21 protein-coding genes are annotated in these 23,955 nt (G+C 65.0%); 14 read left to right on the top strand and 7 right to left on the bottom strand.

Annotated features, from left to right (window positions below; translation table 11 throughout):
• Nucleotides 1–2: 2 nt before the first annotated feature.
• Nucleotides 3–1,154 carry a thiolase gene (locus GJV37_RS14040; RefSeq protein ID WP_024763964.1) on the bottom strand — a complete coding sequence of 384 codons (1,152 nt, stop codon included), beginning with the start codon at nucleotides 1,152–1,154 and terminating at the stop codon, nucleotides 3–5.
• Complete coding sequence (locus tag GJV37_RS14035; protein WP_193452658.1) at nucleotides 1,151–1,537, bottom strand: Zn-ribbon domain-containing OB-fold protein; 387 nt, start codon at nucleotides 1,535–1,537, stop codon at nucleotides 1,151–1,153. Before GJV37_RS14035 ends, GJV37_RS14040 begins: the two co-directional genes overlap by 4 nt.
• Nucleotides 1,538–1,678: 141 nt before the next feature.
• Here GJV37_RS14035 and GJV37_RS14030 point away from each other — a divergent pair, with 141 nt between their 5' ends.
• Together GJV37_RS14030 and GJV37_RS14025 are read left to right on the top strand one after the other, a co-directional pair.
• Nucleotides 1,679–2,494, top strand: coding sequence for an IclR family transcriptional regulator (locus GJV37_RS14030; protein ID WP_193452657.1), 816 nt, complete (start codon nucleotides 1,679–1,681; stop codon nucleotides 2,492–2,494).
• Nucleotides 2,495–2,891: 397 nt separating this feature from the next.
• Nucleotides 2,892–3,911 (top strand): branched-chain amino acid aminotransferase, encoded by a 1,020-nt coding sequence (locus GJV37_RS14025; RefSeq protein ID WP_054906784.1) that lies wholly within the window; start codon nucleotides 2,892–2,894, stop codon nucleotides 3,909–3,911.
• A gap of 204 nt (nucleotides 3,912–4,115) precedes the next feature.
• Here GJV37_RS14025 and GJV37_RS14020 read toward each other — a convergent pair whose 3' ends face one another.
• Complete coding sequence (locus GJV37_RS14020) at nucleotides 4,116–6,506, bottom strand: hybrid sensor histidine kinase/response regulator (protein ID WP_084358338.1); 2,391 nt, start codon at nucleotides 6,504–6,506, stop codon at nucleotides 4,116–4,118.
• A 208-nt stretch (nucleotides 6,507–6,714) separates the two neighbouring features.
• Here GJV37_RS14020 and GJV37_RS14015 point away from each other — a divergent pair, with 208 nt between their 5' ends.
• The 4 genes from GJV37_RS14015 (at nucleotide 6,715) to GJV37_RS14000 (ending at nucleotide 10,418) form a co-directional block, all read left to right on the top strand.
• Nucleotides 6,715–7,512, top strand: a complete 798-nt coding sequence (locus GJV37_RS14015) for a hydroxymethylpyrimidine/phosphomethylpyrimidine kinase (protein WP_193452656.1) — start codon at nucleotides 6,715–6,717, stop codon at nucleotides 7,510–7,512.
• 177 nt (nucleotides 7,513–7,689) lie between these two features.
• On the top strand, nucleotides 7,690–8,319 hold the full coding sequence (thiE, locus tag GJV37_RS14010) for a thiamine phosphate synthase (protein ID WP_024763969.1): 630 nt from the start codon (nucleotides 7,690–7,692) through the stop codon (nucleotides 8,317–8,319).
• Nucleotides 8,320–8,361: 42 nt separating this feature from the next.
• On the top strand, nucleotides 8,362–9,648 hold the full coding sequence (gene hemL / locus GJV37_RS14005; RefSeq protein ID WP_024763970.1) for a glutamate-1-semialdehyde 2,1-aminomutase: 1,287 nt from the start codon (nucleotides 8,362–8,364) through the stop codon (nucleotides 9,646–9,648).
• 227 nt (nucleotides 9,649–9,875) lie between these two features.
• Nucleotides 9,876–10,418, top strand: coding sequence for a tetratricopeptide repeat protein (locus GJV37_RS14000; protein ID WP_017521798.1), 543 nt, complete (start codon nucleotides 9,876–9,878; stop codon nucleotides 10,416–10,418).
• 115 nt (nucleotides 10,419–10,533) lie between these two features.
• Here the strand turns inward: GJV37_RS14000 and GJV37_RS13995 are convergent, their stop codons facing one another.
• Nucleotides 10,534–10,866, bottom strand: coding sequence for a DUF1820 family protein (locus GJV37_RS13995; protein WP_054906781.1), 333 nt, complete (start codon nucleotides 10,864–10,866; stop codon nucleotides 10,534–10,536).
• 137 nt (nucleotides 10,867–11,003) lie between these two features.
• Between GJV37_RS13995 and miaB the strand changes: the two genes are divergently transcribed.
• The 5 genes from miaB (at nucleotide 11,004) to lnt (ending at nucleotide 16,501) form a co-directional block, all read left to right on the top strand.
• A complete protein-coding gene (gene miaB, locus GJV37_RS13990; RefSeq protein WP_065084333.1) occupies nucleotides 11,004–12,341 on the top strand; it encodes a tRNA (N6-isopentenyl adenosine(37)-C2)-methylthiotransferase MiaB in 1,338 nt (445 codons plus the stop codon).
• Nucleotides 12,342–12,445: 104 nt separating this feature from the next.
• Complete coding sequence (locus GJV37_RS13985; RefSeq protein ID WP_024763973.1) at nucleotides 12,446–13,447, top strand: PhoH family protein; 1,002 nt, start codon at nucleotides 12,446–12,448, stop codon at nucleotides 13,445–13,447.
• Nucleotides 13,440–13,901 carry an rRNA maturation RNase YbeY gene (gene ybeY / locus GJV37_RS13980; protein WP_024763974.1) on the top strand — a complete coding sequence of 154 codons (462 nt, stop codon included), beginning with the start codon at nucleotides 13,440–13,442 and terminating at the stop codon, nucleotides 13,899–13,901. The genes GJV37_RS13985 and ybeY overlap by 8 nt, the downstream gene beginning before the upstream one ends.
• Nucleotides 13,902–13,920: 19 nt before the next feature.
• The gene (locus GJV37_RS13975) at nucleotides 13,921–14,760 is read left to right on the top strand and encodes a CorC family transporter (protein ID WP_024763975.1); all 840 of its coding nucleotides are present in this window, start codon (nucleotides 13,921–13,923) and stop codon (nucleotides 14,758–14,760) included.
• A gap of 208 nt (nucleotides 14,761–14,968) precedes the next feature.
• The gene (gene lnt / locus GJV37_RS13970) at nucleotides 14,969–16,501 is read left to right on the top strand and encodes an apolipoprotein N-acyltransferase (protein WP_037011420.1); all 1,533 of its coding nucleotides are present in this window, start codon (nucleotides 14,969–14,971) and stop codon (nucleotides 16,499–16,501) included.
• A 47-nt stretch (nucleotides 16,502–16,548) separates the two neighbouring features.
• On the opposite strand, the gene GJV37_RS13965 is transcribed toward lnt, so the two are convergent.
• Together GJV37_RS13965 and GJV37_RS13960 are read right to left on the bottom strand one after the other, a co-directional pair.
• Nucleotides 16,549–17,310: a YdcF family protein gene (locus GJV37_RS13965; RefSeq protein ID WP_024763977.1), complete on the bottom strand. Its 762-nt coding sequence runs from the start codon at nucleotides 17,308–17,310 to the stop codon at nucleotides 16,549–16,551.
• Between the two features lie 46 nt (nucleotides 17,311–17,356).
• The gene (locus GJV37_RS13960; protein ID WP_170859186.1) at nucleotides 17,357–17,788 is read right to left on the bottom strand and encodes a hypothetical protein; all 432 of its coding nucleotides are present in this window, start codon (nucleotides 17,786–17,788) and stop codon (nucleotides 17,357–17,359) included.
• A gap of 235 nt (nucleotides 17,789–18,023) precedes the next feature.
• On the opposite strand from GJV37_RS13960, the gene leuS reads away from it, so the two are divergent.
• The 3 genes from leuS to holA all read left to right on the top strand — a co-directional run bounded on the left by leuS (nucleotide 18,024) and on the right by holA (nucleotide 22,413).
• Nucleotides 18,024–20,645: a leucine--tRNA ligase gene (gene leuS / locus GJV37_RS13955; protein WP_193452655.1), complete on the top strand. Its 2,622-nt coding sequence runs from the start codon at nucleotides 18,024–18,026 to the stop codon at nucleotides 20,643–20,645.
• Between the two features lie 79 nt (nucleotides 20,646–20,724).
• The gene (locus GJV37_RS13950; RefSeq protein WP_024763980.1) at nucleotides 20,725–21,339 is read left to right on the top strand and encodes an LPS-assembly lipoprotein LptE; all 615 of its coding nucleotides are present in this window, start codon (nucleotides 20,725–20,727) and stop codon (nucleotides 21,337–21,339) included.
• Between the two features lie 36 nt (nucleotides 21,340–21,375).
• The gene (gene holA / locus GJV37_RS13945) at nucleotides 21,376–22,413 is read left to right on the top strand and encodes a DNA polymerase III subunit delta (protein ID WP_193452654.1); all 1,038 of its coding nucleotides are present in this window, start codon (nucleotides 21,376–21,378) and stop codon (nucleotides 22,411–22,413) included.
• Nucleotides 22,414–22,548: 135 nt separating this feature from the next.
• Here holA and GJV37_RS13940 read toward each other — a convergent pair whose 3' ends face one another.
• Nucleotides 22,549–23,781, bottom strand: coding sequence for an MFS transporter (locus GJV37_RS13940; protein ID WP_024763982.1), 1,233 nt, complete (start codon nucleotides 23,779–23,781; stop codon nucleotides 22,549–22,551).
• Nucleotides 23,782–23,955 lie beyond the last annotated feature (174 nt).

Raw genomic sequence — 23,955 nt, 5'->3', positions numbered from 1 at the left:
TTTCAGAGCACGTTCTGGGTGCCGAGCAGCGCGGTGACCTGGCTGGACAAGGTGCCGCCGTTGCCGTGCAGCAGGGCGATATCGGCCTTCTTCAACTGGCGTTCACCGGCCTGTCGGCGCAACTGCGTAACCGCCTCGATGATCAGGAACATGCCGTACATGCCCGGATGCACACAGGACAGCCCGCCGCCGTTGGTGTTCACCGCCAGCTCGCCGCCAGGAGCGATGCGTCCGCCCTGGACGAAGCGACCGCCCTCGCCCTTCGGGCAGAAGCCGAGGTCTTCGAGGAACAGGATCGTATTGATGGTGAAGGCGTCGTAGACCATCACCAGGTCGATGTCCGCGTGCTTCACACCGGCCATCTGCATGGCGCGCGGGCCACTCTCGGAAGCGGCGGTGACGGTGAGGTCGGGCATGGCAACGATGGAGCGGTGCCACTGTGCGCCGGCCGCGCCGAGGAAGTAGATCGGCGCCCTGGGCAGGTCCCGCGCACGGTCGGCGCGCACCATCACACAGGCGCCACCGCCGTCGGTGACCAGGCAGCAGTCGGCCTTGCTCAGCGGGTCGCTGACCATCCGCGCAGCGAGCACCTCATCGATGCTCAGCGGGCCACGGGCGAAGGCCTCGGGATTGAGGTTGGCCCAGCCCCGTGCGGCCACGGCCACTTCGGCCAGGTGCTCGCGGGTGGTGCCGTATTGATGCATGTGCCGGCTGGCAGCCAGCGCGTAGGCGGTGATCGGGTGGCGCGGCTGGTAGGGCGTTTCGTGCCACTGCGGCTCGCTCATCGATACCAGCTTGCCGCCGGCGGTGCGCTGGTTGGAGCCATAGCAGATCAGCGCCGCGTCACACAGGCCGGCCTCCAGGGCCAGGGTTGCCTGCAGAAGATGCAGCTCGAAGCTGGAGCCGCCGACATTGGTGCCATCGACGAACTTCGGCTTGATGCCCAGGTATTCGCAGACCGAGAGGGTCGGGAAGGCGTGGGAGCTGGTGGCCGAGAACACCGCGTCGATGTCCGAGAGCGCAAGCCCTGCATCGGCGATGGCTTTCATCGAGGCCTGGCCGAGCAGCTCCATGGCGCTGTAGCCATGGGCTTCGCCGATACCGGCGCTGCCGATGCCGACGATGGCGGTCTTGCCGCGCAGGACCTGGCTCATGGCCGCACCTCCGCCAGGGGCTCGAAGACGACGACAGGGCCGCTGTCCTGCTGGGCGATGCGCGCTTTCACGCGAGTACCGATGGGCAGGCTGAGATGGCCTTCGATGCGCGACATCATGCGCACGCCTTCATCCAGGTCGACCAGGGCGACGTTGTAGTCACCGCTGCGGGCGCGGTTGACAGTCAAGGCATAAAGAGTGCCCAGGCCACTGGCGGGGACCCATTCCAGGTCCGTTTCGCCGCTGCCGGGCACCTGGGTGCGCGGGTAGAACACATGCCGGCCGGTGGAGGCGCTGCGCTGCAACATGAAGCGGCCCTGGGCGAGAAACGCGAGGTACTGCGCCTCGGGCCCTGGCATGCTGCGGTCGGGGAAATCCACCATTGAGGTTTCTCCTTTGTTCTTGTTCTGCCTTTGTTGCAAAGTGCGTTACCGCCCATGCCAAGCCAGCTTCCAGGAAGCCGTTGCAGGCGTCGCAGGGTCAGAATACATTCACAATACTGAATGTCAATCAGAATACAGAATATGACAACTGAAAAGACCGTCGAAGAAGCCAGCAGCAAACGCACCAGCAGCGCCAAGGATGTCGGCGCGGTGGTAAACGCCATCCAGATCCTTCGCCACCTGGCCAATGCCGAAGGCCCCGAGGGCGCGACCGCCATCGCCCGCGCCACGGGAGTCAGCCCGAGCACCACCTTCAACATCCTGCGCACCCTGACCAACGAGCAACTCACCTCGTTCGACAACGACACCAAGACCTACCGCCTGGGGCTGGGCCTATCGGAACTGGCAGTGAGCTTCATCGGCCGCAGCTACGCCGACCTTATCCAGCCGGAACTGGAACGCCTGAGCACCAGCCACAACATCCTGATCACTTTGTGGCAGGTCACCGACGACGCCCACATCCGCGTGATCGCCGTCTCCGCGCCAGCCGTGGCGCACGTCAACGTCGCCGTCGGCTCGCGCCTGCCGGAACTGGTCGGCGCTGCAGGCCGCTGCATCGCCGGCCTGCGCAACCTGCCGGACGACGAACTGCGCCGCCGCCTGACCCGTGTGCGCTGGGAGAACCCGCCAAGCTTCGAGGAATACTGCAGCGATGCAGCCGCCACCCTGGAGCGCGGCTGGGCCATCGACCAGGACCACCTCTACCGCGGCGTCAGCATGGTCGCCAGCGCGATCATCGACCACGACCGCCAGCCACGCTTCATCATTTCCGGCATCGGCATCAGCGCCCAGCATGAGCGCGAGAAGCTCGAGCAGATCGGCGCCAGCCTGCACGAGACAGCCCGCTTCATCAGCCGCTCGCTATTCCCCCAGGGGAATTCCTGTCAGTCGGAATGACGGAAAATTCATTCAGCATGTGAAATGACATTCATATAAATGTCTTTTTTCAGCTGGATGCATGACCCGAAGCCAACAGACGATCAGCAAAATCCGTCTTCGGGCAGGGCATTGCCGCCCGCGACCCTGCGCCGGGGTCGCTCGGTTCCCGATGCGACTGATGGCAGCGATATTCGCAGGCAGGCCCCCACAGCCGCGAATATCGCCGGTATCATGGCAAGTCCTGGTGGAGTCCTGGCGGTACCATCAAGCGGGGGACGTCGCTCCCCCCGCGTAGCGGAATCCTGGTGATTCAGGCAGCGCCCGCCGTCAGGGTCCCGAAATCACCATGCGGATGCTCGCCCGCCATGCCCTGGCAGACGAATGGCCGCAGGCAATCCCATTGAATGAGGCAACCATGGAACAGAAAGACATCGACTGGGGCGCGCTCGGATTCGATTACATCAAGACCGACTTCCGCTACATCTCCCACTGGCGCGATGGCCTCTGGGACGACGGCAAGCTGACCGAAGACAACACCCTGCACATCAGCGAAGGCTCCTCGGCCCTGCATTACGGCCAGCAGTGCTTCGAAGGCCTGAAGGCCTACCGCTGCAAGGACGGCTCGATCAACCTGTTCCGCCCGGACCAGAACGCCGCACGCATGGCCCGCAGTTGCGCCCGCGTACTGATGCCGCAGGTTTCTGAACAGCAGTTCATCGACGCCTGCCGCCAGGTGGTCCGCGCCAACGAGCGCTTCATTCCCCCGTACGGCTCCGGCGGCGCGCTGTACCTGCGCCCGTTCGTGATCGGCGTGGGCGACAACATCGGCGTGCGCCCGGCTCCGGAATTCATCTTCTCGGTGTTCTGCATCCCGGTCGGCGCCTACTTCAAGGGCGGCATGAAGCCCCATGACTTCGTGATCTCCACCTACGACCGCGCCGCGCCCAACGGCACCGGCGCCGCCAAGGTCGGTGGCAACTACGCCGCCAGCCTGATGCCGGGTGCCCAGGCCAAGAAAGACGGCTTCGCCGACTGCATCTACCTCGACCCGGCCACCCACAGCCGCATTGAGGAAGTGGGCTCGGCCAACTTCTTCGCCATCACCCACGACAACGAGTTCGTCACCCCGCGCTCCAGCTCGGTGCTGCCGGGCATCACCCGTCTGTCGCTGATGCAACTGGCCGAACAGCGCCTGGGCCTGAAAGTGGTCGAAGGCGACGTGCAGATCGACGACCTGGCGCGCTTCAAGGAAGCCGGCGCCTGCGGTACCGCCGCGGTGATTACCCCGATCGGCGGCATCCAGTACAAGGACAACCTGCACGTGTTCTTCAGCCGCGAAGACGTCGGCCCGGTGACCCGTCGCCTCTACGAAGAGCTGACCGGCATCCAGAAGGGTGACGTGGAAGGTCCGGAAGGCTGGGTCGTCAAGGTCTGAACCTGACAGCTCGCTGAAACAGAAACGCCGCGATACCGAAAGGCATCGCGGCGTTTTTCATTCGGTTGTGCGCAAGAGTCATCGCTCCACGGACCGTTCGCGAGCAAGCTCGCTCCTACAAGCCCACTCCGGCGCGCTCTTCGCAGCGAACCCAAAGGCACGAGGCTTTCGCAGACGAAGCCCGCCCCCGCACAGGCTCGAACCTCAGGCCGGGCTGGGCAGCGCCGGCTGGCACAGCAGCCAGTCATGCAGCAAAGCCTGCAGCTCCTCGAACTTCACCGGCTTGGCCATGTAGTCGCTCATTCCAGCGGCCAGGCAGCGCTCGCGGTCGCCGCTATGGCTGTGGGCGGTAATCGCCAGCACGGGAAGATCGGCGCAACGCGGCAGGGTGCGAATCGCCCGGCAGGTGGCGAAGCCGTCCATCACCGGCATCTGGCAATCCAGCAACACCGTATCGATCGCCTCCCGACGCAGGAGCTCGATGGCCTCGGCGCCATTGTCGGCTGTGCGCACGCGATAACCGAGCTTGAGCAGCATGCCGCGAATTACCAGTTGATTGATGGCGTTGTCTTCCACCACCAGCACGGTGCACTGGTCGGGGCTGCGCAGCACCTGGCCGCCGGCACGGCGTGGCGGCGGCGCGATGCTCTGCACCGGCTGGCCGACCTGCAACTCCAGGCTGAAGCGGCTGCCCTGCCCCGGCACGGATTCATGCACCAACTCACCGCCCAGCAGCGCCACCAATTTGCGGCACAGCGCCAGGCCAATCCCCAGGCCGCCGTACTCGCGGGTGAGCGAGCCGTCGATCTGGAAGAAGCGCTGGTACAGCACGCCGTCCGGCGGCGTGGAGAAGCCAATTCCGCTGTCCTGCACCTCGATGCGCAGCGCCAGCCCTTCACTGTTCGGCACACCGGCTACGCGCAGATTCACCCCACCCTGGTGCGTGAACTTGATGGCGTTGTCGATCAGGTAGCCCAGCGCCTGGGCCAGCTTGCCGGCGTCGCCTTCGAGGGTGTCAGGCAGGCTCTCGTCCAGTTGCAGCACGAAGCGCAGCCCGCGCTCCTCGGCGCGCGGCGCGTACTGCGCGCGCAGGCCGTCGCACAGGCCGCGCAGGCTGAACGGCTCGCGGCGCGGGTAGAGCTTGCCGGCCTGCAGCTCGATCAGCGCGAGGATGTCATTGACCATGCGCATCATGTCGCGCGCCGAGCCGGTGGCGGTCTTGTGGTACTGGGTGAGCTCGATGTCCATGGGCACCGTCTGCATCAGCTCCAGCGAACCGATCACCCCGCTCATGGGCGTGCGCAATTCATGGGTGACGGTGGCGAGGAACTCGTCCTTCAGGCGGTTGCTGCTGGCCAGCTCCAGGTTCAGCTGCTCCAGCTTGCGGCTGGTTTCCTGGAGGATGCGCGTGCGCTCTTCCTTCATGGCGTTGATGCGGTCGGCCAGCGCCAGGGACAGCAGGCCGACCTCCAGCGCCGAGCCGATCTGGCTGGCGTACATGGTCAGGAATACATTGGGCAGCAAGCCCAACACCATCAACGTGTTGATCACCCCGCCGAGCAGGAAGGCGCTCCAGGCGAAGATGAAGTAACGCGCCACACGCATGCCGCGCAACCAGGCGACGATGCCGGCGGTGAAGATCACCACGGTAAACGCCAGCGCCAGGTAGGTGGCCAGGCGCAGGGCAATGGCGTAGCTGACGGTGAGCGCCAGCACCATCACCAGTGCGCCGACGCCCATCAAGACGCGCAGGATGCGGTCGATCCACAGGCTGTGCTCGCGGGTATGCAGGAAGCTGCGGGCGAACTGACAGCCGAACAGCCCGGCCGAACCGATCAGGAACGGCGTGGAAGCATTGGCCCACCAGGGATTGTTCGGCCAGAAGTATTCGATGCCGGCGCCGTTGACCGAAATCTGATAGAAGCCGAACGAGGCGATATAGAGGATGTAATAGAGGTAGCTGGTGTCGCGCACGCTGAGGAAGATGAACAGGTTGTAGATCAGCATCACCAGCAGCACGCCATAGATGATGCCCAGCACATAGATGCGCCCCGGCTGCTCTTCCAGATAGGCCTTGGGCGACCACAGCGTCAGCGGCGCCTGGATCGAGCCCTGGCTCTCCAGACGCAGGTAGGCGCGCAGCGGCTTGCCCGGCTCCAGCTTGAGATCGAACAGGTAGTTGTTCTGGCGGATCGGCCGGCTGTCGAACGGCAAGGTATCGCCGGTGCGCTGGGCGAGCTTGAAGCCGCCATTGCCATCGGGCAGGTAGAGATCGAGCTTGTCCAGCGGCGGGTAAGCCAGCTCCAGCAGCCAGTTGGCCGGGTCGCGCGAGGCCTGCGGCTGGTAGTCCAGGTCCAGGCGCAGCCAGAACACCGAGCGCGAATAGCCGGCATTGAGCACGTCGCGCTCATGGGGGCGGAAGCTGGCGGCCAGCGCCGGCGAGCTGATCTCGGCGATATCGGCGGTGCCGCGCACGTCCTCGAAGACATCCATCGCCCGCCCGAGCGGCAGTTGCCCCACGTGCTCGTCGAAGCTGATGGCGCTCGCCACTGGCGAGAGGATGAGAAGGATCAGGAAGATCAGCCAGTGCCGCATGGTGCCCCGCAGTGCCACCGACAGCCGCGCCGGAGATCCCCATCTCCCGCTTTGGCGCGCCGTGGAGGCGTTGTGTTGGAATCGGCGAACTCTAGCACAGGCCTTGTGCCCCGTGGCATTCGACCATCCGGACAGGGCGCGGCCGGGCGATGCGCAATGGACCGTTCGGTCAGCTCAGCAGCGCATTTTGGTGATAAGCTCCCGCGCCATGAAAACACCTGCCTCCCGTCCCGTAGTGCTCTGCCTGTGCGGCCACGACCCCAGTGGCGGCGCCGGTCTGCAGGCCGATATCGAAGCCCTGATCGCCCAAGGCTGCCATGCGGCGCCCACCGTCACCGCGCTGACCGTTCAGGATACCGTCAACGTTTCCGACTTCCGCGTGCTCGACCGCGAGTGGGTGCTGGCCCAGGCCAACGCGGTGATCGCCGACCTGCCGGTGGCGGCGGTCAAGCTGGGCATGCTCGGCTCGGTGCAGATGGTCGACACCGTCGTCGAGATCATGCAATCGCTGCCCGGCATCCCGCTGGTCTGCGACCCGGTGCTGCGCGCCGGCGGCGGCGGCTCGCTGGGCAAGGACGACGTCGGCTACGCCATGCGCGAGCGCCTGCTGCCGATTGCCGCAGTCGCCACGCCGAATCTGCCGGAAGCGCGCATTCTCGCCGAGCTGCCCGAAGGCACCGCGGACCAATGCGCCGACAAGCTGTTGCCTTATATCCAGACCCTGCTGATCACCGGCGGCCACGGCGACGAGTCCGAAGTGCACAATCGCCTGTACACCCGCGACGGCCAGCGCCATACCTTCACCTGCCAGCGCCTGCCCGGCAGCTACCACGGCTCGGGCTGCACCCTGGCGAGCACCCTCGCCGGCCGCCTGGCCCTGGGCGAGGAACTGGTCAGCGCAGTGCGCAGCGCCCTGGACTACACCTGGCGCACCCTGCGTGACGCGGAAGCACCCGGCCACGGCCAGTACGTGCCGCGCCGCCTGCCGCTGGACTACTGCCACTGATTCACTGATCAACCGTAAGAACCTGTTTACGATCTGCTGCGCGTCGGCATAACTGCGTTGAAATCGGTCTCGGGATGCTCATTTACTGCGTGTAAACTCTGCTCCCTCAACCGATTTCGCCTTGTTCTGCTCTAGCTCGCGAGATCGTAAACAGGCTCTAAGAAGATCGAGGCACCGATGAAACTGCGCGGACTCTACGCCATCACCGACAGCCAGCTGCTCGACGGCGGCCGCCTGCTGCCCTACGTCGAAGCCGCCCTGAAGGGCGGCGCCAAGCTGCTGCAGTACCGCGACAAGTCCGATGACGCCTCGCGCCGCCTGCGTGAAGCCGAGGCGCTGCGCGATCTCTGCGCGCGCTACGGCGCCACGCTGCTGATCAATGACGACGCCGAGCTGGCCGCGCGCCTGGGTGTCAGCGTGCACCTGGGCCAGACCGATGGCTCGCTGGCCGCGGCCCGCGCTCTGCTCGGCCGCAATGCCGTCATCGGCGGCACCTGCCACGCCAGCCTCGACCTGGCCGAGAAGGCCATTGCCGAAGGCGCCAGCTACGTCGCCTTCGGTCGCTTCTTCACGTCCCAGACCAAACCGGGCGCGTCCGCCGCCAGCCTCGAATTGCTGGAACAGGCCAAGGCGCGCTTCAACGTGCCGCTGGTGGCCATCGGCGGCGTGACCCTGGACAACGCGCCGGAGCTGATCGCCCGCGGCGCCGACATGATCGCCGTGATCCACGCGCTGTTCGCCGCCGACTCCCCGGCCGAAGTCGAACAACGCGCGCGCGCCTTCAGCCAACTCTTCGAAACCCGCTGAGCGCCCAAGCGCCCGGCCCTTCACAGCTTCGCGAGGTACACCATGTCCCGTTCCGAAACGCTTTTCGCCAATGCCCAGAAACACATCCCCGGTGGCGTGAACTCGCCGGTGCGCGCGTTCAAGAGCGTCGGCGGCACCCCGCTGTTCTTCAAGCATGCGGAAGGCGCCTACGTGGTGGACGAGGATGACAAGCGCTACGTCGACTACGTCGGCTCCTGGGGCCCGATGATCCTCGGCCACAGCCACCCGGACGTGCTCGACGCCGTGCGCAAGCAACTCGACCACGGCCTGTCCTACGGCGCACCGACCGCGCTGGAAGTGGAAATGGCCGATCTGGTCTGCTCGCTGGTCCCGTCCATGGACATGGTGCGCATGGTCAGCTCCGGCACCGAAGCCACCATGAGCGCCATCCGCCTGGCCCGCGGCTACACCGGCCGCGACAGCATCATCAAGTTCGAAGGCTGCTACCACGGCCACTCCGACAGCCTGCTGGTGAAAGCCGGCTCCGGCGCCCTGACCTTCGGCGTACCGAACTCCCCCGGCGTACCGGCGGCCTTCGCCAAGCACACCCTGACCCTGCCCTTCAACGACATTGCCGCCGTCGAGAAGACCCTGGGCGAAGTCGGCAAGGAAGTGGCGTGCATCATCGTCGAGCCGGTCGCCGGCAACATGAACTGCGTGCCGCCGGCCCCCGGCTTCCTCGAAGGCCTGCGCCGCCTGTGCGACCAGCACGGCGTGGTGCTGATCTTCGACGAAGTGATGACCGGCTTCCGCGTCGCCCTGGGCGGCGCCCAGGCGCACTACGGCATCACCCCGGACCTGTCGACCTTCGGCAAGATCATCGGTGGCGGCATGCCGGTGGGCGCCTTCGGCGGCAAGCGCGAGATCATGGAGCAGATCTCCCCGCTCGGCCCGGTCTACCAGGCCGGCACCCTGTCGGGCAACCCGCTGGCCATGGCCGCCGGCCTGACCACCCTGCGCCTGATCAGCCGCCCCGGCTTCCACGACGAGCTGACCACCTACACCACCCGCATGCTGCAGGGCCTGCAGGAGCGCGCCGACGCTGCCGGCATCCCCTTCGTGACCACCCAGGCGGGTGCCGCGATGTTCGGCCTGTACTTCACCGGCGCCGACGACATCGTCACCTTCGACGATGTGATGACCAGCGACGCGGAACGCTTCAAGCGCTTCTTCCACCTGATGCTGGACGCTGGCGTGTACCTGGCTCCGAGTGCCTTCGAGGCTGGCTTCACCTCCATCGCCCACGGTGAAACCGAGCTGAAGCTGACCCTGGACGCCGCCGAGCGCGCTTTCGCCGCCCTCAAGTAAGGCCTCCCGCGAAGGCGCCCAGGCGGGCGCCTTCCGCTCTGGACTGGGCCTTTCACAGCGTTACGCCGGCGCTACGCCAACCCTGGCGCCGCTGGCATTTCCAGTAAAAAAACAGAAAAGAAGGTAAAGACTTTGTAAGGAAGCGCCCGCTTATTTCATAATGTGAAGGCTGGCGCATTTCGCTGGCCGGGTTTTGCCCGCCCCGATTCTGGAGGCCGTTTCTCCCCATGTACCGTTCCGGTCGCACCCTGCTGGGTTGCCTGTTGCTTGCACTGCCCCTGTTCACTCAGGCGGGCGGCAACTCGCTGCTGATTCCAGCCACCGGACGCTGCACCCTCAATACCGTGCCCGAACAGCTGCAACAGGCCCTGGCCAGTTGCCAGCAGGCCGCCAATGCCGGCGACGCACAGGCACAGTTCGAGCTGGGGGAGTTCTTCTACACCGGCGAACGCGCCCCGCGCGACTTCCAGGCCGCCCTGCACTGGTACGAGAAGGCTTCGCTGCAGGGCCACGCCGACGCACAACTGCGCCTGGGCACCATGTTCTTCCGCGGCGAAGGCGTGAAGGCCAACAATGTACAGGCCTACATCGTGCTGAAGATGGCTGCGGTCAACGGCGCCGAAGACGCCATGGACAGCGCCGACCTGGTCGCCGAGCAGATGAACAAGGACGAACTGGACATCGCCACCAAGGTGCTCGGGCAGATCTTCCGCAATTACCTGATCGAACTGCAGACCGCCGGCAACTCGCCGTTCTCGCCGCTGCCCTGACCCAAACGCCACTCCCTGCAGGAGCGAGCTTGCTCGCGAACAGGACTATTGGGCTGACTTCGGCGTTGGGCAGTTCGCGAGCGAACTCCTACGAAGGACAAAATGCGCTGATGAATCAGCTGTCCTTGCTCGGCATCGGCATGGGAAACGGCATCACGTTGCCGGTGATCTTGGCATCGCTGATCTTCGCGGTGCCCAGGCGCTCCACTTCGTCGATACGGATGATCGAATGCAGCGGCACGAAGCTGCGGATGACGCCGTCGAACTGCGCCTTGAGCTTCTCCTCGCTGGGGTCGACCACCACTTGGGTGCGCTCGCCGAAGACGAACTCCTCGATCTCCAGGAAGCCCCACAGATCGCTCTGGTAGATCTGCTTGGCGTACATCTCGTACACCTGGCCCTGGTTGAGGAAGACCACCTTGTAGATCGGGTTCTCGCGCTTGCTCATGAACGAAGGATGACAGCTTTGCAAAAAGGGCACGCAGCATAACACAGGCAACCTCCCCCCACGCGCCGCCGCTGGTAGACACAAGCGGCGAGGCATATAATGCGCGGTCATTTTTTAACCAGACCAAGACAGGTTCCATGGCCAAGAAGCTTTTCATCCAGACCCACGGCTGCCAGATGAACGAGTACGACAGCTCGCGCATGGCCGATCTGCTGGGTGAACACCAGGCCCTGGAAATCACCGAAAAGGCCGAAGAAGCCGACGTCATTCTGCTCAATACCTGCTCGATCCGCGAGAAGGCGCAGGAGAAGGTGTTTTCCGAACTGGGCGCCTGGCGCGTGCTCAAACAGCAGAACCCGGACCTGGTGATCGGCGTCGGCGGCTGCGTGGCCAGCCAGGAAGGCGCGGCGATCCGCGAGCGTGCGCCGTACGTGGACGTGGTGTTCGGCCCACAGACCCTGCATCGCCTGCCGGAGATGATCGACGCTGCCCGCGCTACCCGCAAACCCCAGGTAGACGTGTCCTTCCCGGAGATCGAGAAGTTCGACCGCCTGCCCGAGCCACAGGTCAACGGCCCTACCGCCTTCGTCTCGGTCATGGAAGGCTGCAGCAAGTACTGCACCTTCTGCGTGGTGCCCTACACCCGCGGCGAAGAAGTCAGCCGCCCGTTCGATGACGTACTCGCCGAGGTCATCCACCTGGCCGAGAACGGCGTGAAGGAAGTCACTTTGCTGGGCCAGAACGTCAACGGCTACCGCGGCCAGACCCACGACGGCCGCCTGGCCGACTTCGCCGAACTGATCCGCGTGGTCGCCGAAGTCGATGGCATCGAGCGCATCCGCTACACCACCTCGCACCCGCTGGAGTTCTCCGACTCGCTGATCGCCGCCCACGCCGAGGTGCCGGAACTGGTGAAGTTCGTCCACCTGCCGGTGCAGGCCGGTTCGGACCGCATCCTGGCGGCGATGAAGCGCAACCACACCGCGCTGGAATACAAGTCGCGTATCCGCAAGCTGAAGGCGGCGGTACCGGATATCTGCATCAGTTCGGATTTCATCATCGGCTTCCCCGGCGAGACCGAGAAGGACTTCGAGCAGACCCTGAAGCTGGTGGAGGACGTCGGTTTCGACTTCTCCTTCTCCTTCATCTACAGCTCGCGTCCGGGCACCCCGGCTGCCGACCTGGTGGACGATACCCCCGACGAAGTGAAGAAGCAGCGCCTGCTGATCCTCAACAGCCGCCTGAACCAGCAAGGCTTCGAGATCAGCCGACGGATGGTCGGGACCATCCAACGCATCCTCGTCACCGACTACGCCAAGCGCGACCCGGGCCAGCTCCAGGGCCGCACCGAGAACAACCGCGTGGTCAACTTCCGCTGCGACAATCCGCGCCTGATCGGCCAGTTCGTCGACGTGGAAATCTACGAGGCACTGCCCAATTCCCTGCGCGCGACCCTGGTGGAAGCACGTCACTGAACCTCGACCGTTGAATCCCCCGTTGGCGACTGAACTTTCGTACTCGCTCGCCGGGGGTTATTCTTCGACCATCTCCCTTTGCAGCACGGCGACCTAGACAGCCCTTGAACGCCCCCCTGGACATCCATCGTTTCATGCTCGAGCCCTTCGAGGCCCGCAGCTTCGCCAACCTGTGCGGCCAGTTCGACGAACACCTGCACCAGATCGAGAAGCGCCTCGGCATCGAGATCCGCAACCGCGGCAACCAGTTCGAACTGGTCGGCGACCCCGAGCGCACCCAGGCAGCCGAAAACCTCCTGCAGCGCCTCTACCGCGAAGTGCAGAACGGCACCGAGATGACGCCCGACCTGGTTCACCTGTTCCTGCAGGAATCCGGCCTGGAAGAACTCTCCGTGGAGCCCGTGGTCCCGCTGGTGACGCTCAAGACCCGCCAGGCACACATTCGCCCTCGCGGCGCGAACCAGCAGCGCTACGTCAAGGCTATCCTCGACCACGACATCAACTTCGGCATCGGTCCGGCCGGCACCGGCAAGACCTACCTCGCCGTCGCCTGCGCCGTGGACGCCCTGGAGCGCGAGCAGATCCGCCGCATCCTGCTGGTGCGCCCGGCGGTGGAAGCCGGCGAGAAGCTCGGCTTCCTGCCCGGCGACCTGTCGCAGAAGATCGACCCCTACCTGCGCCCGCTGTATGACGCGCTGTACGAGATGCTCGGCTTCGAGACCGTGGCCAAGCTGATCGAACGCCAGGTCATCGAGGTCGCGCCGCTCGCCTACATGCGCGGCCGCACGCTGAGCAACAGCTTCATCATCCTCGACGAAAGCCAGAACACCACGATGGAACAGATGAAGATGTTCCTCACCCGGATCGGTTTCGGCTCCACCGCGGTGATCACCGGCGACGTCACCCAGGTCGACCTGCCCAAAGGCACCCGCTCGGGCCTCAAGCACGTGATGGAAGTGCTGCGCGACGTCCCCGGCATCAGCTTCACCCACTTCAAGTCCAAGGACGTCGTGCGCCACCCACTGGTGCAGCGCATCGTCGATGCCTACGACGCCTATGAGAACCGCCTGACCGGCGTAGAAGGCCAGGGCAACAAGAATGCTTGAACTGGACCTGCAGGTCGCCTCCGACGCGGCCGGCCTGCCAAGCGAAGCCGAGTTCAGAACCTGGTGCGAACTGGCCCTGCGCCAGCGCCAGAATGATTCTGAACTCACCATCCGCCTGGTGGACGAAGCCGAAGGGCGCGAACTGAACAAGACCTGGCGGCACAAGGACTACGCCACCAACGTACTGTCCTTCCCCGCCGATGTTCCCGATGAGCTGCTGGATATCCCGCTGCTGGGCGACCTGGTGATCTGCGCCCCCGTGGTTATCCGCGAGGCCGCCGAACAGGGCAAATCCGTGCAGGCCCACTGGGCCCACCTCGTCATCCATGGCTGCCTCCATCTGCTCGGCTACGATCACATCGACGATGTGGAAGCAGAGGAAATGGAAGGCCTGGAACGGGAATTGCTGGCTGAACTGGGTCACCCGGACCCCTATGCGGCCGATGAAGAATAAAAGCCACTGAGCAGGAATGATGAGCGAAGACCGATCGAGCAATGGGCACAAGTCGTGGTTGGACAAGATCACCCAGGCTTTTGCCCATGAGCCGAGAAACCGCCAGGAGCTGCTGGAGCTGCTGCGCGAAGCCCACGACAACAAGCTGCTCGACAGCGAAGCGTTGTCTATTGTCGAAGGCGCAATCCAGGTAGCGGACCTCCAAGTCCGCGACATCATGGTGCCGCGCTCGCAGATGATCAGCATCAAGGCCACCCAGACGCCGCGCGAGTTCCTGCCGGCGATCATCGACGCGGCGCACTCGCGCTACCCCGTGGTGGGCGAGAGCCTGGACGACGTCATGGGTGTGCTGCTGGCCAAGGACCTGCTGCCGCTGATCCTTCACGACAACGCCCACTCCTTCAATATCAAGGACCTGCTGCGGCCGGCCACCTTCGTGCCGGAGTCCAAGCGCCTGAACGTGCTGCTGCGCGAATTCCGTGCGAACCACAACCACATGGCCATCGTCATCGACGAGTACGGCGGCGTGGCGGGACTGGTGACCATCGAGGACGTGCTGGAGCAGATCGTCGGCGATATCGAGGACGAGCACGACGTCGAGGAAGACAGCTACATCAAGCCATTGCCCAGCGGCGATTTCATCGTCAAGGCACTGACCCCGGTAGAAGCCTTCAACGATTTCTTCGGCGCGGAATTCTCTGACGAAGAATTCGACACCGTCGGCGGCGTCGTGATGAGCGCCTTCGGCCACCTGCCCAAGCGCAACGAAACCACCGAACTGGGCGGCTTCCGTTTCCGCGTGCTCAACGCGGACAGCCGCCGCCTGCACCTGCTGCGTCTGACCCCGCTGCAGGATTAAGAGGCAGACACCTGTAGGAGCGAGCTTGCTCGCGAACCAACTCCGCTGCGAGGGCAGCTCGCGAGCAAGCTCGCTCCTACAATAAGTTCCGACCTATCCTGCAACACACCGCCGCACTCAGCTCATGGCTTTTGGCCCTCATCCCCATAGCCTACCGTTCGTCTCTCCATTACTCTTGCGCATCGCTTAACCGCAACAAGGATTTCCGATGCGCTGGATCACCCGCCCCGGCCTGCCAGGCCACCTGCTCGCCCTGGCCGCCGGCGCGCTCACTCCGCTGTTCCTGGCACCATTCGGCTACTGGCCGCTAGCGGTGCTGTCGCTGGCCCTGTTCTACCTCGGCCTGCGCGGCACCACCGCCGGCTCGGCGCTGTGGCGCGGCTGGTGGTACGGCTTCGGCGCCTTCATCGCCGGGACGAGCTGGATCTACTTCAGCATCCACAACTTCGGTGGCGCCTCCGGGCCGTTGGCCGGCTTCCTGGTAGCGGGTTTCAGTGCCGGTGTCGCGTTCTTCTTCGCCCTCCCCGCCTGGGTCTGGGCGCGCTTCTTCCGCCGCAACAATGCCCCGGTGAGCGACGCACTGGCCTTCGCCGCGCTGTGGATGGTGCTGGAGCTGTTCCGCAGTTGGTTCCTCACCGGCTTCCCCTGGCTCTACGCCGGCTACAGCCAGCTGGAAGGACCGCTGGCCGGCCTCGCCCCGCTGGGCGGCGTGTGGCTGGTATCCTTCGCCATCGCCCTGACCGGCGCGCTGATCATCAACATCCCGGCCCTGACCCGGCGCCCGGCGCGCCTGGCCGCCGGCCTAGTCCTGCTGATCGCCCCCTGGGCCGTCGGCCTGGCTTACAAGGGCCACGCCTGGACCGTCCCAGCCGGCGCACCGCTGAAGGTCGCCGCACTGCAGGGCAACATCGCCCAGGAAATGAAGTGGGATCCCAAGGCCATCACCCACCAGTTGGAGCTGTACCGCGACCTGACCGCCGAGCAGAATGGCGTCGACCTGATCGTCTGGCCGGAAACCGCCGTGCCCGTGCTCAAGGACCAGGCCACCGGCTACCTGGAGATGATCAACGGCGTCGCCACCGCCAAGAAGGCCGCGCTCATCACCGGCGTGCCGGTGCGGGAGAAGACCGCGGATGGCATCCGTTACTACAACGGCATTACCGTGGTCGGCGAAGGCAGCGGCAACTACCTCAAGCAGAAGCTGGTGCCCTTCGGCGAATACGTTCCGCTGCAGGACGTGCTGCGCGGGCTGATCGCCTTCTTCGACCTGCCCATGTCCGACTTTGCGCGCGGCCCGGCCGACCAGCCGCTGCTCAAGGCCAAGGGTTATTCCGTGGCGCCGTACATCTGCTACGAAGTGGTCTACCCGGAGTTCGCCGCCGAGCTCGCGGCACACAGCCAGCTGTTGCTGACCATCAGCAACGATGCCTGGTTCGGCACCTCCATCGGCCCACTGCAGCACCTGCAGATGGCGCAGATGCGCGCGCTGGAAGCCGGCCGCTGGATGGTGCGCGGCACCAACAACGGCGTGACCGCGCTGATCGACCCGTTCGGCAGACTGGCGGTGCAGATCCCGCAATTCCAGCAAGGCGTCCTGCAGGGCGAAGTCGTGCCGATGCAGGGCCTGACCCCCTACCTGAAGTGGCGCGTCTGGCCGTTGGCGACTCTCAGCGCCGTACTGCTGGTCTGGGCGCTGGTGCGCCGTCGCACACACCCGGAAGAGCGTCGGCTGTTCGGCTGACTCAAGCGAAAAGGGCCTCATTGCGAGGCCCTTTTTCATGGCGAAGGCTAGCGGTAGAACAACCGATACCCGACCAGCCCGATCGCCTCGTTCAGCAGTTGCCCGCTCTGCCAGATCGCCCGCCCCTCCGGCAACCAGCCACCCATGGGCACGGCATCGTCCGTCCCGATATACCCCGAAGGCGCCGGCACCACTTCCAGCCCGGCCTTCTCGAAGCTCCAGATCGAACGTGGCATATGAATGGCGCTGGTGACGAGGATTACCCGCCGGATACCCGCCTCGCGCAGCATCTCGGCGCTGAACCGCGCATTCTCCCAGGTCGTGCGGCTGCGACCCTCTTCCCAGCGCACCGGCACGCCGTAATCGTCCAGCAGGCTTTGCGCCATGATCCGCGCCTCGGAAGGTGGCGTGCCGTAGTGCAGGCCGCCGGAGGTCAGTACCGGCAGGCCGCTGGCCTTGGCCAGGCGGGCCGCGTAGCGAATACGCTCGCGGGCCATCAGGCCGGGCTGGTCTTCGTCCCAGGCGCGGTCGCCGCGTACCCGCCCGGCGCCCAGCACCACAATGGCGTCGGCACGCTGCGCCAGCCCTGGCCATTGCGCCTGCCTCAGCGCTTGCTGCGGCTCCAACTGGCGCGCGCCCCAGTCCACGGTCACCGGCAGGCTCATCACCAGCAGGCCCAGGAAGCCGGAAAGGAAACAGAGCATGGAGAAGCGCGGAAAGCGGCGGCGCAGCACGAAGCCCAGGAGCAACAACAGAAGCAGCAGTCCCGGCGGCATGAAGAGCTGTTTGAGGATGAAGCGGATCGGCATTGGCGACTCCTTGTCGAGGCACCAAGCCTAACGGATCGATGGGGTATCAGCGCGCTTTCGCGTTGCGGAACAACTGCGAGCCGCAGGACGTACAAGGCAACACACCCTGGCTGCGGCTCCAGGCGACCGGCGAGCCACACAGCGCGCATTGCAGCTGCTGCGGGTGCGGCACCAGGCGCGGACGGCTCGGAGGCGCAGCGTGGCGCACAGGGCGCGGCGCGCGGGCCGGGGAATGCTCCAGCAGCGCCAGCTCTTCCGCTGCGGCATGCCAACCGCGCAGCCAATTCACATCCTGATCCAGATAGGCCCGGATCAACTCCATCTCGGCACTGCTCAAGCCGCGCAACTCCAGCTCCATCGGGCATTCGTCACGTAGCCGCTCAGCGGTATCGGCCTCAGCCAGGGCCAGTGCGAGCCGTTGCAACAACCGTTCATACAGACCGGAACCCGAAGCACTTGCACGATGCAGCTCAGCCATCAGTCACCTCAAGACAGGCGGAAACCTCCCGCCTTCAGGCAAAGCTTAGCGGCCCACCCCGCGCCAGACCGAGCGTGCGACAAACGGCGCGGGCTACCGGCTCGGGTGGGGGTCATGTATGCTACGAGGCTTTCTGTAGCCGCCTGACCCGTGTTTTCTCGGGGGTCGGCGAAGCGGAGGGCCACTCGACCTCCCCGGCTGCACATTTCTTTTCCGTACAGGTTCAAATCGCGCCATGCACGAGCAATATCAGCCCCTCGAGATCGAATCCCAGGCCCAGAAATTCTGGAACGAACACAATTCCTTCCGCGTCGACGAAGTCGCCGGCAAGGAGAAGTTCTACTGCCTGTCGATGTTCCCGTATCCGAGCGGCAAGCTACACATGGGGCATGTGCGCAACTACACCATCGGTGACGTGATCAGCCGCTACCACCGCATGCAGGGCAAGAACGTCTTGCAGCCGATGGGCTGGGACGCCTTCGGCATGCCGGCGGAAAACGCCGCGATGAAGAACAACGTCGCGCCGGCGGCCTGGACCTACGACAACATCGCCTACATGAAGTCCCAGCTCAACAGCCTGGGCCTGGCCATCGACTGGTCCCGCGAAGTCACCACCTGCAAGCCGGACTACTACCGCTGGGAACAGTGGTTGTTCACCCGCCTGTTCGAGAAGGGCGTGATCTACCGCAAGAACGGCACCGTGAACTGGGACCCGGCGGACCAGACCGTACTGGCCAACGAGCAGGTCATCGACGGCCGTGGCTGGCGTTCGGGCGCGCTGATCGAGAAGCGCGAAATCCCGATGTACTACTTCAAGATCACCGCCTACGCCGAAGAGCTGCTCTCCAGTCTCGACGACCTGCCGGGCTGGCCGGAACAGGTCAAGACCATGCAGCGCAACTGGATCGGCAAGTCCCGCGGCATGGAGATCGCCTTCCCCTATGACCAGGCCTCCATCGGCGAAGCCGGCCAACTGAAGGTCTTCACCACCCGTCCGGACACCCTGATGGGTGCTACGTACGTCGCCGTGGCCGCCGAGCACCCGCTGGCCACCCTGGCTGCCCAGCGTGATCCGTCGCTGCAGGCGTTCATCGACGAGTGCAAGCGCGGCGGCGTCGCCGAAGCCGACATCGCCACCCAGGAGAAGAAAGGCATCGCCACTTCCCTGTTCGTCGAGCATCCGCTGACCGGCGACAAGCTGCCGGTATGGATCGCCAACTACGTCCTGATGACCTACGGCGAAGGCGCCGTGATGGCGGTTCCGGGCCACGACGAGCGCGACTTCGAATTCTCCAACAAGTACGGCCTGCCGATCGTCCAGGTCATTGCCAAGGTAGAAGGCGACAACGACTTCGAAGCCGGCACCTGGAAAGAGTGGTACGGCCTGAAGGACGAGAGCGTCATCACCGTCAACTCCGGCAAATACGACGGCCTGGGCTACCAGGCAGCGTTCGACGCCATTGGCGCCGACCTCGCGGCCAAGAACCTCGGCCAGCAGCGTACCCAGTTCCGCCTGCGCGACTGGGGCATCAGTCGCCAGCGCTACTGGGGCTGCCCGATCCCGATCATCCATTGCGACAGCTGCGGCGACGTGCCGGTCCCGGCCGACCAACTGCCGGTCGTCCTGCCCGAGGACGTGGTGCCGGACGGCGCCGGTTCGCCGCTGGCCAAACTGCCGTCGTTCTACGAGTGCAGTTGCCCGAAATGCGGCCAGCCGGCCAAGCGCGAAACCGACACCATGGACACCTTCGTCGAGTCGTCCTGGTACTTCGCCCGCTACGCCTGCCCGCAGTTCGAAGACGGCATGCTGGACAAGAAGGCCGCCAACTACTGGCTGCCGGTCGACCAGTACATCGGCGGTATCGAGCACGCCATTCTCCACCTGCTCTACGCACGCTTCTTCCACAAGCTGATGCGCGACGAAGGCCTGATCGACTCCGACGAGCCGTTCAAGAACCTGCTGACCCAGGGCATGGTGGTCGCCGAGACCTACTACCGCGTCGCCGCCAACGGTGGCAAGGAGTGGTTCAACCCGGCAGACGTGGAAGTCGAGCGTGACGCCAAGGCCAAGGTCATCGGCGCGCGCCTGAAGACCGACGGCCTGCCGGTGGAAATCGGCGGTACCGAGAAGATGTCCAAGTCCAAGAACAACGGCGTGGACCCCCAGGCCATGATCGACGCCTACGGCGCCGACACGTGCCGCCTGTTCATGATGTTCGCCTCGCCGCCGGACATGAGCTGCGAATGGTCCGACTCCGGCATCGAAGGCGCCAACCGCTTCCTGCGCCGCGTCTGGCGCCTGGCCCAGGCCCACGTCAACGCAGGCCCGGCCGGCGCCGTGGACAAATCCGCCCTGGACGATGCGCAGAAGGCCATTCACCGCGCCATCCACCTGGCCATCCGCCAGGCCAGCCAGGACGTCGGCCAGCACCACAAGTTCAACACTGCCATCGCCGCCGTGATGACCCTGATGAACGTGCTGGAAAAGGCCCCGGCCGAATCCGCCGCCGACCGTGCCCTGCTGCAGGAAGGCCTGGAAACCGTCACCCTGCTGCTGGCCCCGATCACCCCGCACATCTGCCATGTGATCTGGGAAGAACTGGGCAAGCAAGGCGCCGTGATCGACGCCAGCTGGCCGCAGGTCGACGAAGCCGCGCTGGTGCAGGACAGCCTGCAATTGGTGGTACAGGTCAACGGCAAGCTGCGCGGCCACATTGAAATGCCCGCCAGCGCCAGCCGCGAGGAGGTCGAGGCGGCCGCCCGCGCCAACGAAAACGTGCTGCGCTTCACCGACGGCCTGACCATTCGCAAGGTCATCGTGGTGCCCGGCAAGCTGGTCAATATCGTCGCCAACTAAAAGCAACGCTGGAAAAGACCCATTCGCCCGTGGCACCTTCGCCACGGGCATATCGGATCAACAGGAGTGAGGAAGCTTGATGAAACGTATCCTGACCAGCCTCGCGCTGATCGGCCTGGCCAGCGTGCTGAGCGCCTGCGGTTTCCAACTGCGCGGCCTGGGCGATACGAACTTTGCGCTCAAGGAAATCGACGTGAGTGCGCGCAACGCCTATGGCGAGACCGTCACGCAGCTCAAGCAGGTGCTTGAAGGCAGCGGCGTGAAAGTCGTCTCCCGCGCGCCCTACCACCTGATCCTGGCCCGCGAGGACGTAACCCAGCGCAGCGTCAGTTACACCAGTTCCGCCCGTAGCGCGGAAAACGAACTGACCAACACCCTGAGCTACGAGATTCGTGGCACCGACAACCTGCTGCTGCTCGCCAACCAGGTCCAGGTCCGCAAGGTCTACGTGCAGGATGAGAACAACCTGATCGGCTCCGACCAGGAAGCCCAGCAGATTCGTGCCGAAATGCGTCGTGATCTGGTCCAGCAGATGGTCACCCGCCTGCAGCTGATCACCCCGGCGCAGCTCGACGACCTGCAGGCCAAGGCGGAAGCCAAGGCCAAGGCCGAAGCGGACGCGATGAAGGCCGCGGACGAGGCTGCCAAGTCTCAGCCGCAGCAATCGCCGATCGAATTCCCGAAAGCGCAGTAAGCGACAAGGGGCCGGCCAACCGGCCCCTTTCTCATTATGAAGCTCAATCCCGGACAACTCGCCAAGCACCTGCAAGGCAACCTCGCGCCCGTCTACGTGGTCAGCGGCGACGAGCCCCTGCTCTGCCAGGAAGCCTGCGATGCCATCCGCGCCGCCTGTCGCCAGCGTGATTTCGGCGAGCGCCAGGTGTTCAACGCCGAAGCCAACTTCGACTGGGGCCAGCTGATCGAAGCCGGCGCCAGCCTCTCGCTGTTCGCCGAAAAGCGCCTGATCGAGCTGCGCCTGCCCTCCGGCAAGCCCGGCGACAAGGGCGCGGCCATTCTCCAGGAATACCTGCAGCGGCCGCCGGAAGACACCGTCCTGCTGGTCAGCCTGCCCAAGCTCGACGGCAACACGCAGAAGACCAAATGGGCCAAGGCCCTGATCGACGGCGATGCTGCCCAGGTCATCCAGGTCTGGCCCATCGACGCGCACCAGTTACCGCAGTGGATTCGCCAGCGCCTGTCCCAGGCTGGCCTCGCTGCCAGCCAGGAAGCGGTCGACCTGATCGCCGCGCGCGTGGAAGGCAATCTGCTGGCTGCCGCGCAGGAAATCGAAAAGCTCAAGCTGCTCGCCGAAGGCCAGCAGATCGACGTCGATACCGTCCAGGCCGCCGTGGCCGACAGTGCGCGCTTCGATGTCTTCGGCCTGATCGACGCCGCCCTGAACGGCGAAGCCGCCCATTGCCTGCGCATGCTCGAAGGCCTGCGCGGCGAAGGCGTGGAGCCGCCGGTGATCCTCTGGGCGCTGGCGCGGGAAGTTCGCGTGCTGGCCAGCCTCGCCCAGCAGTTCGGCCAGGGCGTGCCGCTGGACAAGGCCTTCAGCCAGTGTCGCCCGCCGATCTGGGACAAGCGCCGCCCACTGATGAGCAAGGCCCTGCAACGGCACACCACGCAACGCTGGAACCAGATGCTGCAGGACGCTCAGCTGATCGATGCACAGATCAAGGGCCAGGCTCCCGGCAACGTCTGGAACAGCCTCGCCCGCCTCGCCCTGCTGGTGGCCGGCCAGCGCATCAGCCTGCCTTCGGCCTGATTGCAGCGTTTCATGCCCCGAACGCGGGAGAGTGGCTGCAAAGACATCGCTGACGGCGCACGCCCCTAAGTCACGCGACCTCCAAGGCACTCTGTAAGAGCGAGCTTGCTCGCGAACCGCCCAGCGCCCGGAACTTCAGGACCGCGACGGCACTGCCCGGTGCGCCTGTCCTTCCGCGCGGTCCAGCGCCACACCACGCGTATCGCGGCCGGTGCTGATCAACACGCAGATGAGGATCGCCACCGTCCCGGCCACGATGGCCATCGCCGTGCCATAGCTGTAGCTCTTGGCAATTTCCGCCTGCAGCGGCGCGTTCACCGAAGCGATCAGGTTGCCCAACTGGTAGACGAACCCCGGCAACACCGCACGGGTTCCCACCGGCGCCAGCTCGTTGAGATAAGCCGGAATCACACCCCAGGCGCCCTGGACCATGAACTGCATGAGGAAGGCACCGACGCCCAGCGCCACCGCGCCATGGCTGAAGGCCCACAGCGGCAGCACCGGCAATGCCAGCAGCGAAGCGCAGATGATCGCCTTCTTCCGCCCGATGCGCTCGGACAGGCTGCCGAAAAGAATGCCGCCCAGGATCGCCGCGATGTTGTAGGCCACCGCGATCAGGCTGACCGTGTGCGTATCGAACCCGTGCTGCAGTTTCAGGAAGGTCGGGTACAGGTCCTGCGTGCCATGGCTGAAGAAGTTGAAGCAGGCCATCAGCAGCACGGCATACAGGCACAACTTCCACTGACTGCGCAGCACCGGCCATAGCGGTGTCGACTCCTTGCGTTCGCGTGCCGCCTGCCAGATCGGCGATTCCGGGACCTTGAACCAGATGAACGCCACCAGCACCACCGGCAGGCAACCGACGATGAACATCCCGCGCCAGCCCAGCACTTCGAAGAACAGGCCGTAGATGATCGAGGCGATCAGGTAGCCCGCGGGATAACCGGCCTGGAACAGCCCGGACACCATCCCGCGCGAGCGCTCGGGAATGGTTTCCATCGCCAGCGACGAGGCCACGCCCCAGATTCCGCCCATGGCCACACCGTAGACCACCCGCAGGATCAGGAAGGTCGCCAGGTTCGGCGAGAACGCCGAGGCCAGCTCCAGCAGCGAGTAGATCAGGATGTTGATCATCAGCACCGGCCGACGCCCGTAGCGCTCGGCCGCGCGACCGAACAGCAGCGCGCCGATGGGTCGCACGGCCAGGGTCAGCAGGATCGCCAGCGATACCTGGGGCAGATCGACGTGGAAGGTCTGGGCGATATCGGTGAGGACGAAGACCAGAAGGAAGAAGTCGAAGGCATCCAGCGTCCAGGCGAGCACCGAAGCGATCACCACATTGCGCTGGGTCGGGGACCATTGCTGCATGACGTATCTCCAGCCGGCGGCGCCGCGGTCCCTGCACGCCAGAGCGATAGTTAGCCAGCTATTAAGCTAGCCGAGCTCCAGTACGCGCCACAGCTGTCCGACTGAAAAGGTCTGTTACAAATTTTGCGACAAAGCACCGCAGTCACCTCGCAACCTGCAGGACCTGACTTACCC

It is taken from the genome of Pseudomonas nitroreducens (assembly GCF_010994165.1).
GTDB classification, from domain to species: Bacteria; Pseudomonadota; Gammaproteobacteria; order Pseudomonadales; family Pseudomonadaceae; genus Pseudomonas; species Pseudomonas nitroreducens.
The sequence above is the reverse complement of the archived record's forward strand: the minus strand, read 5'-3'. Positions and strand labels throughout refer to the sequence as shown.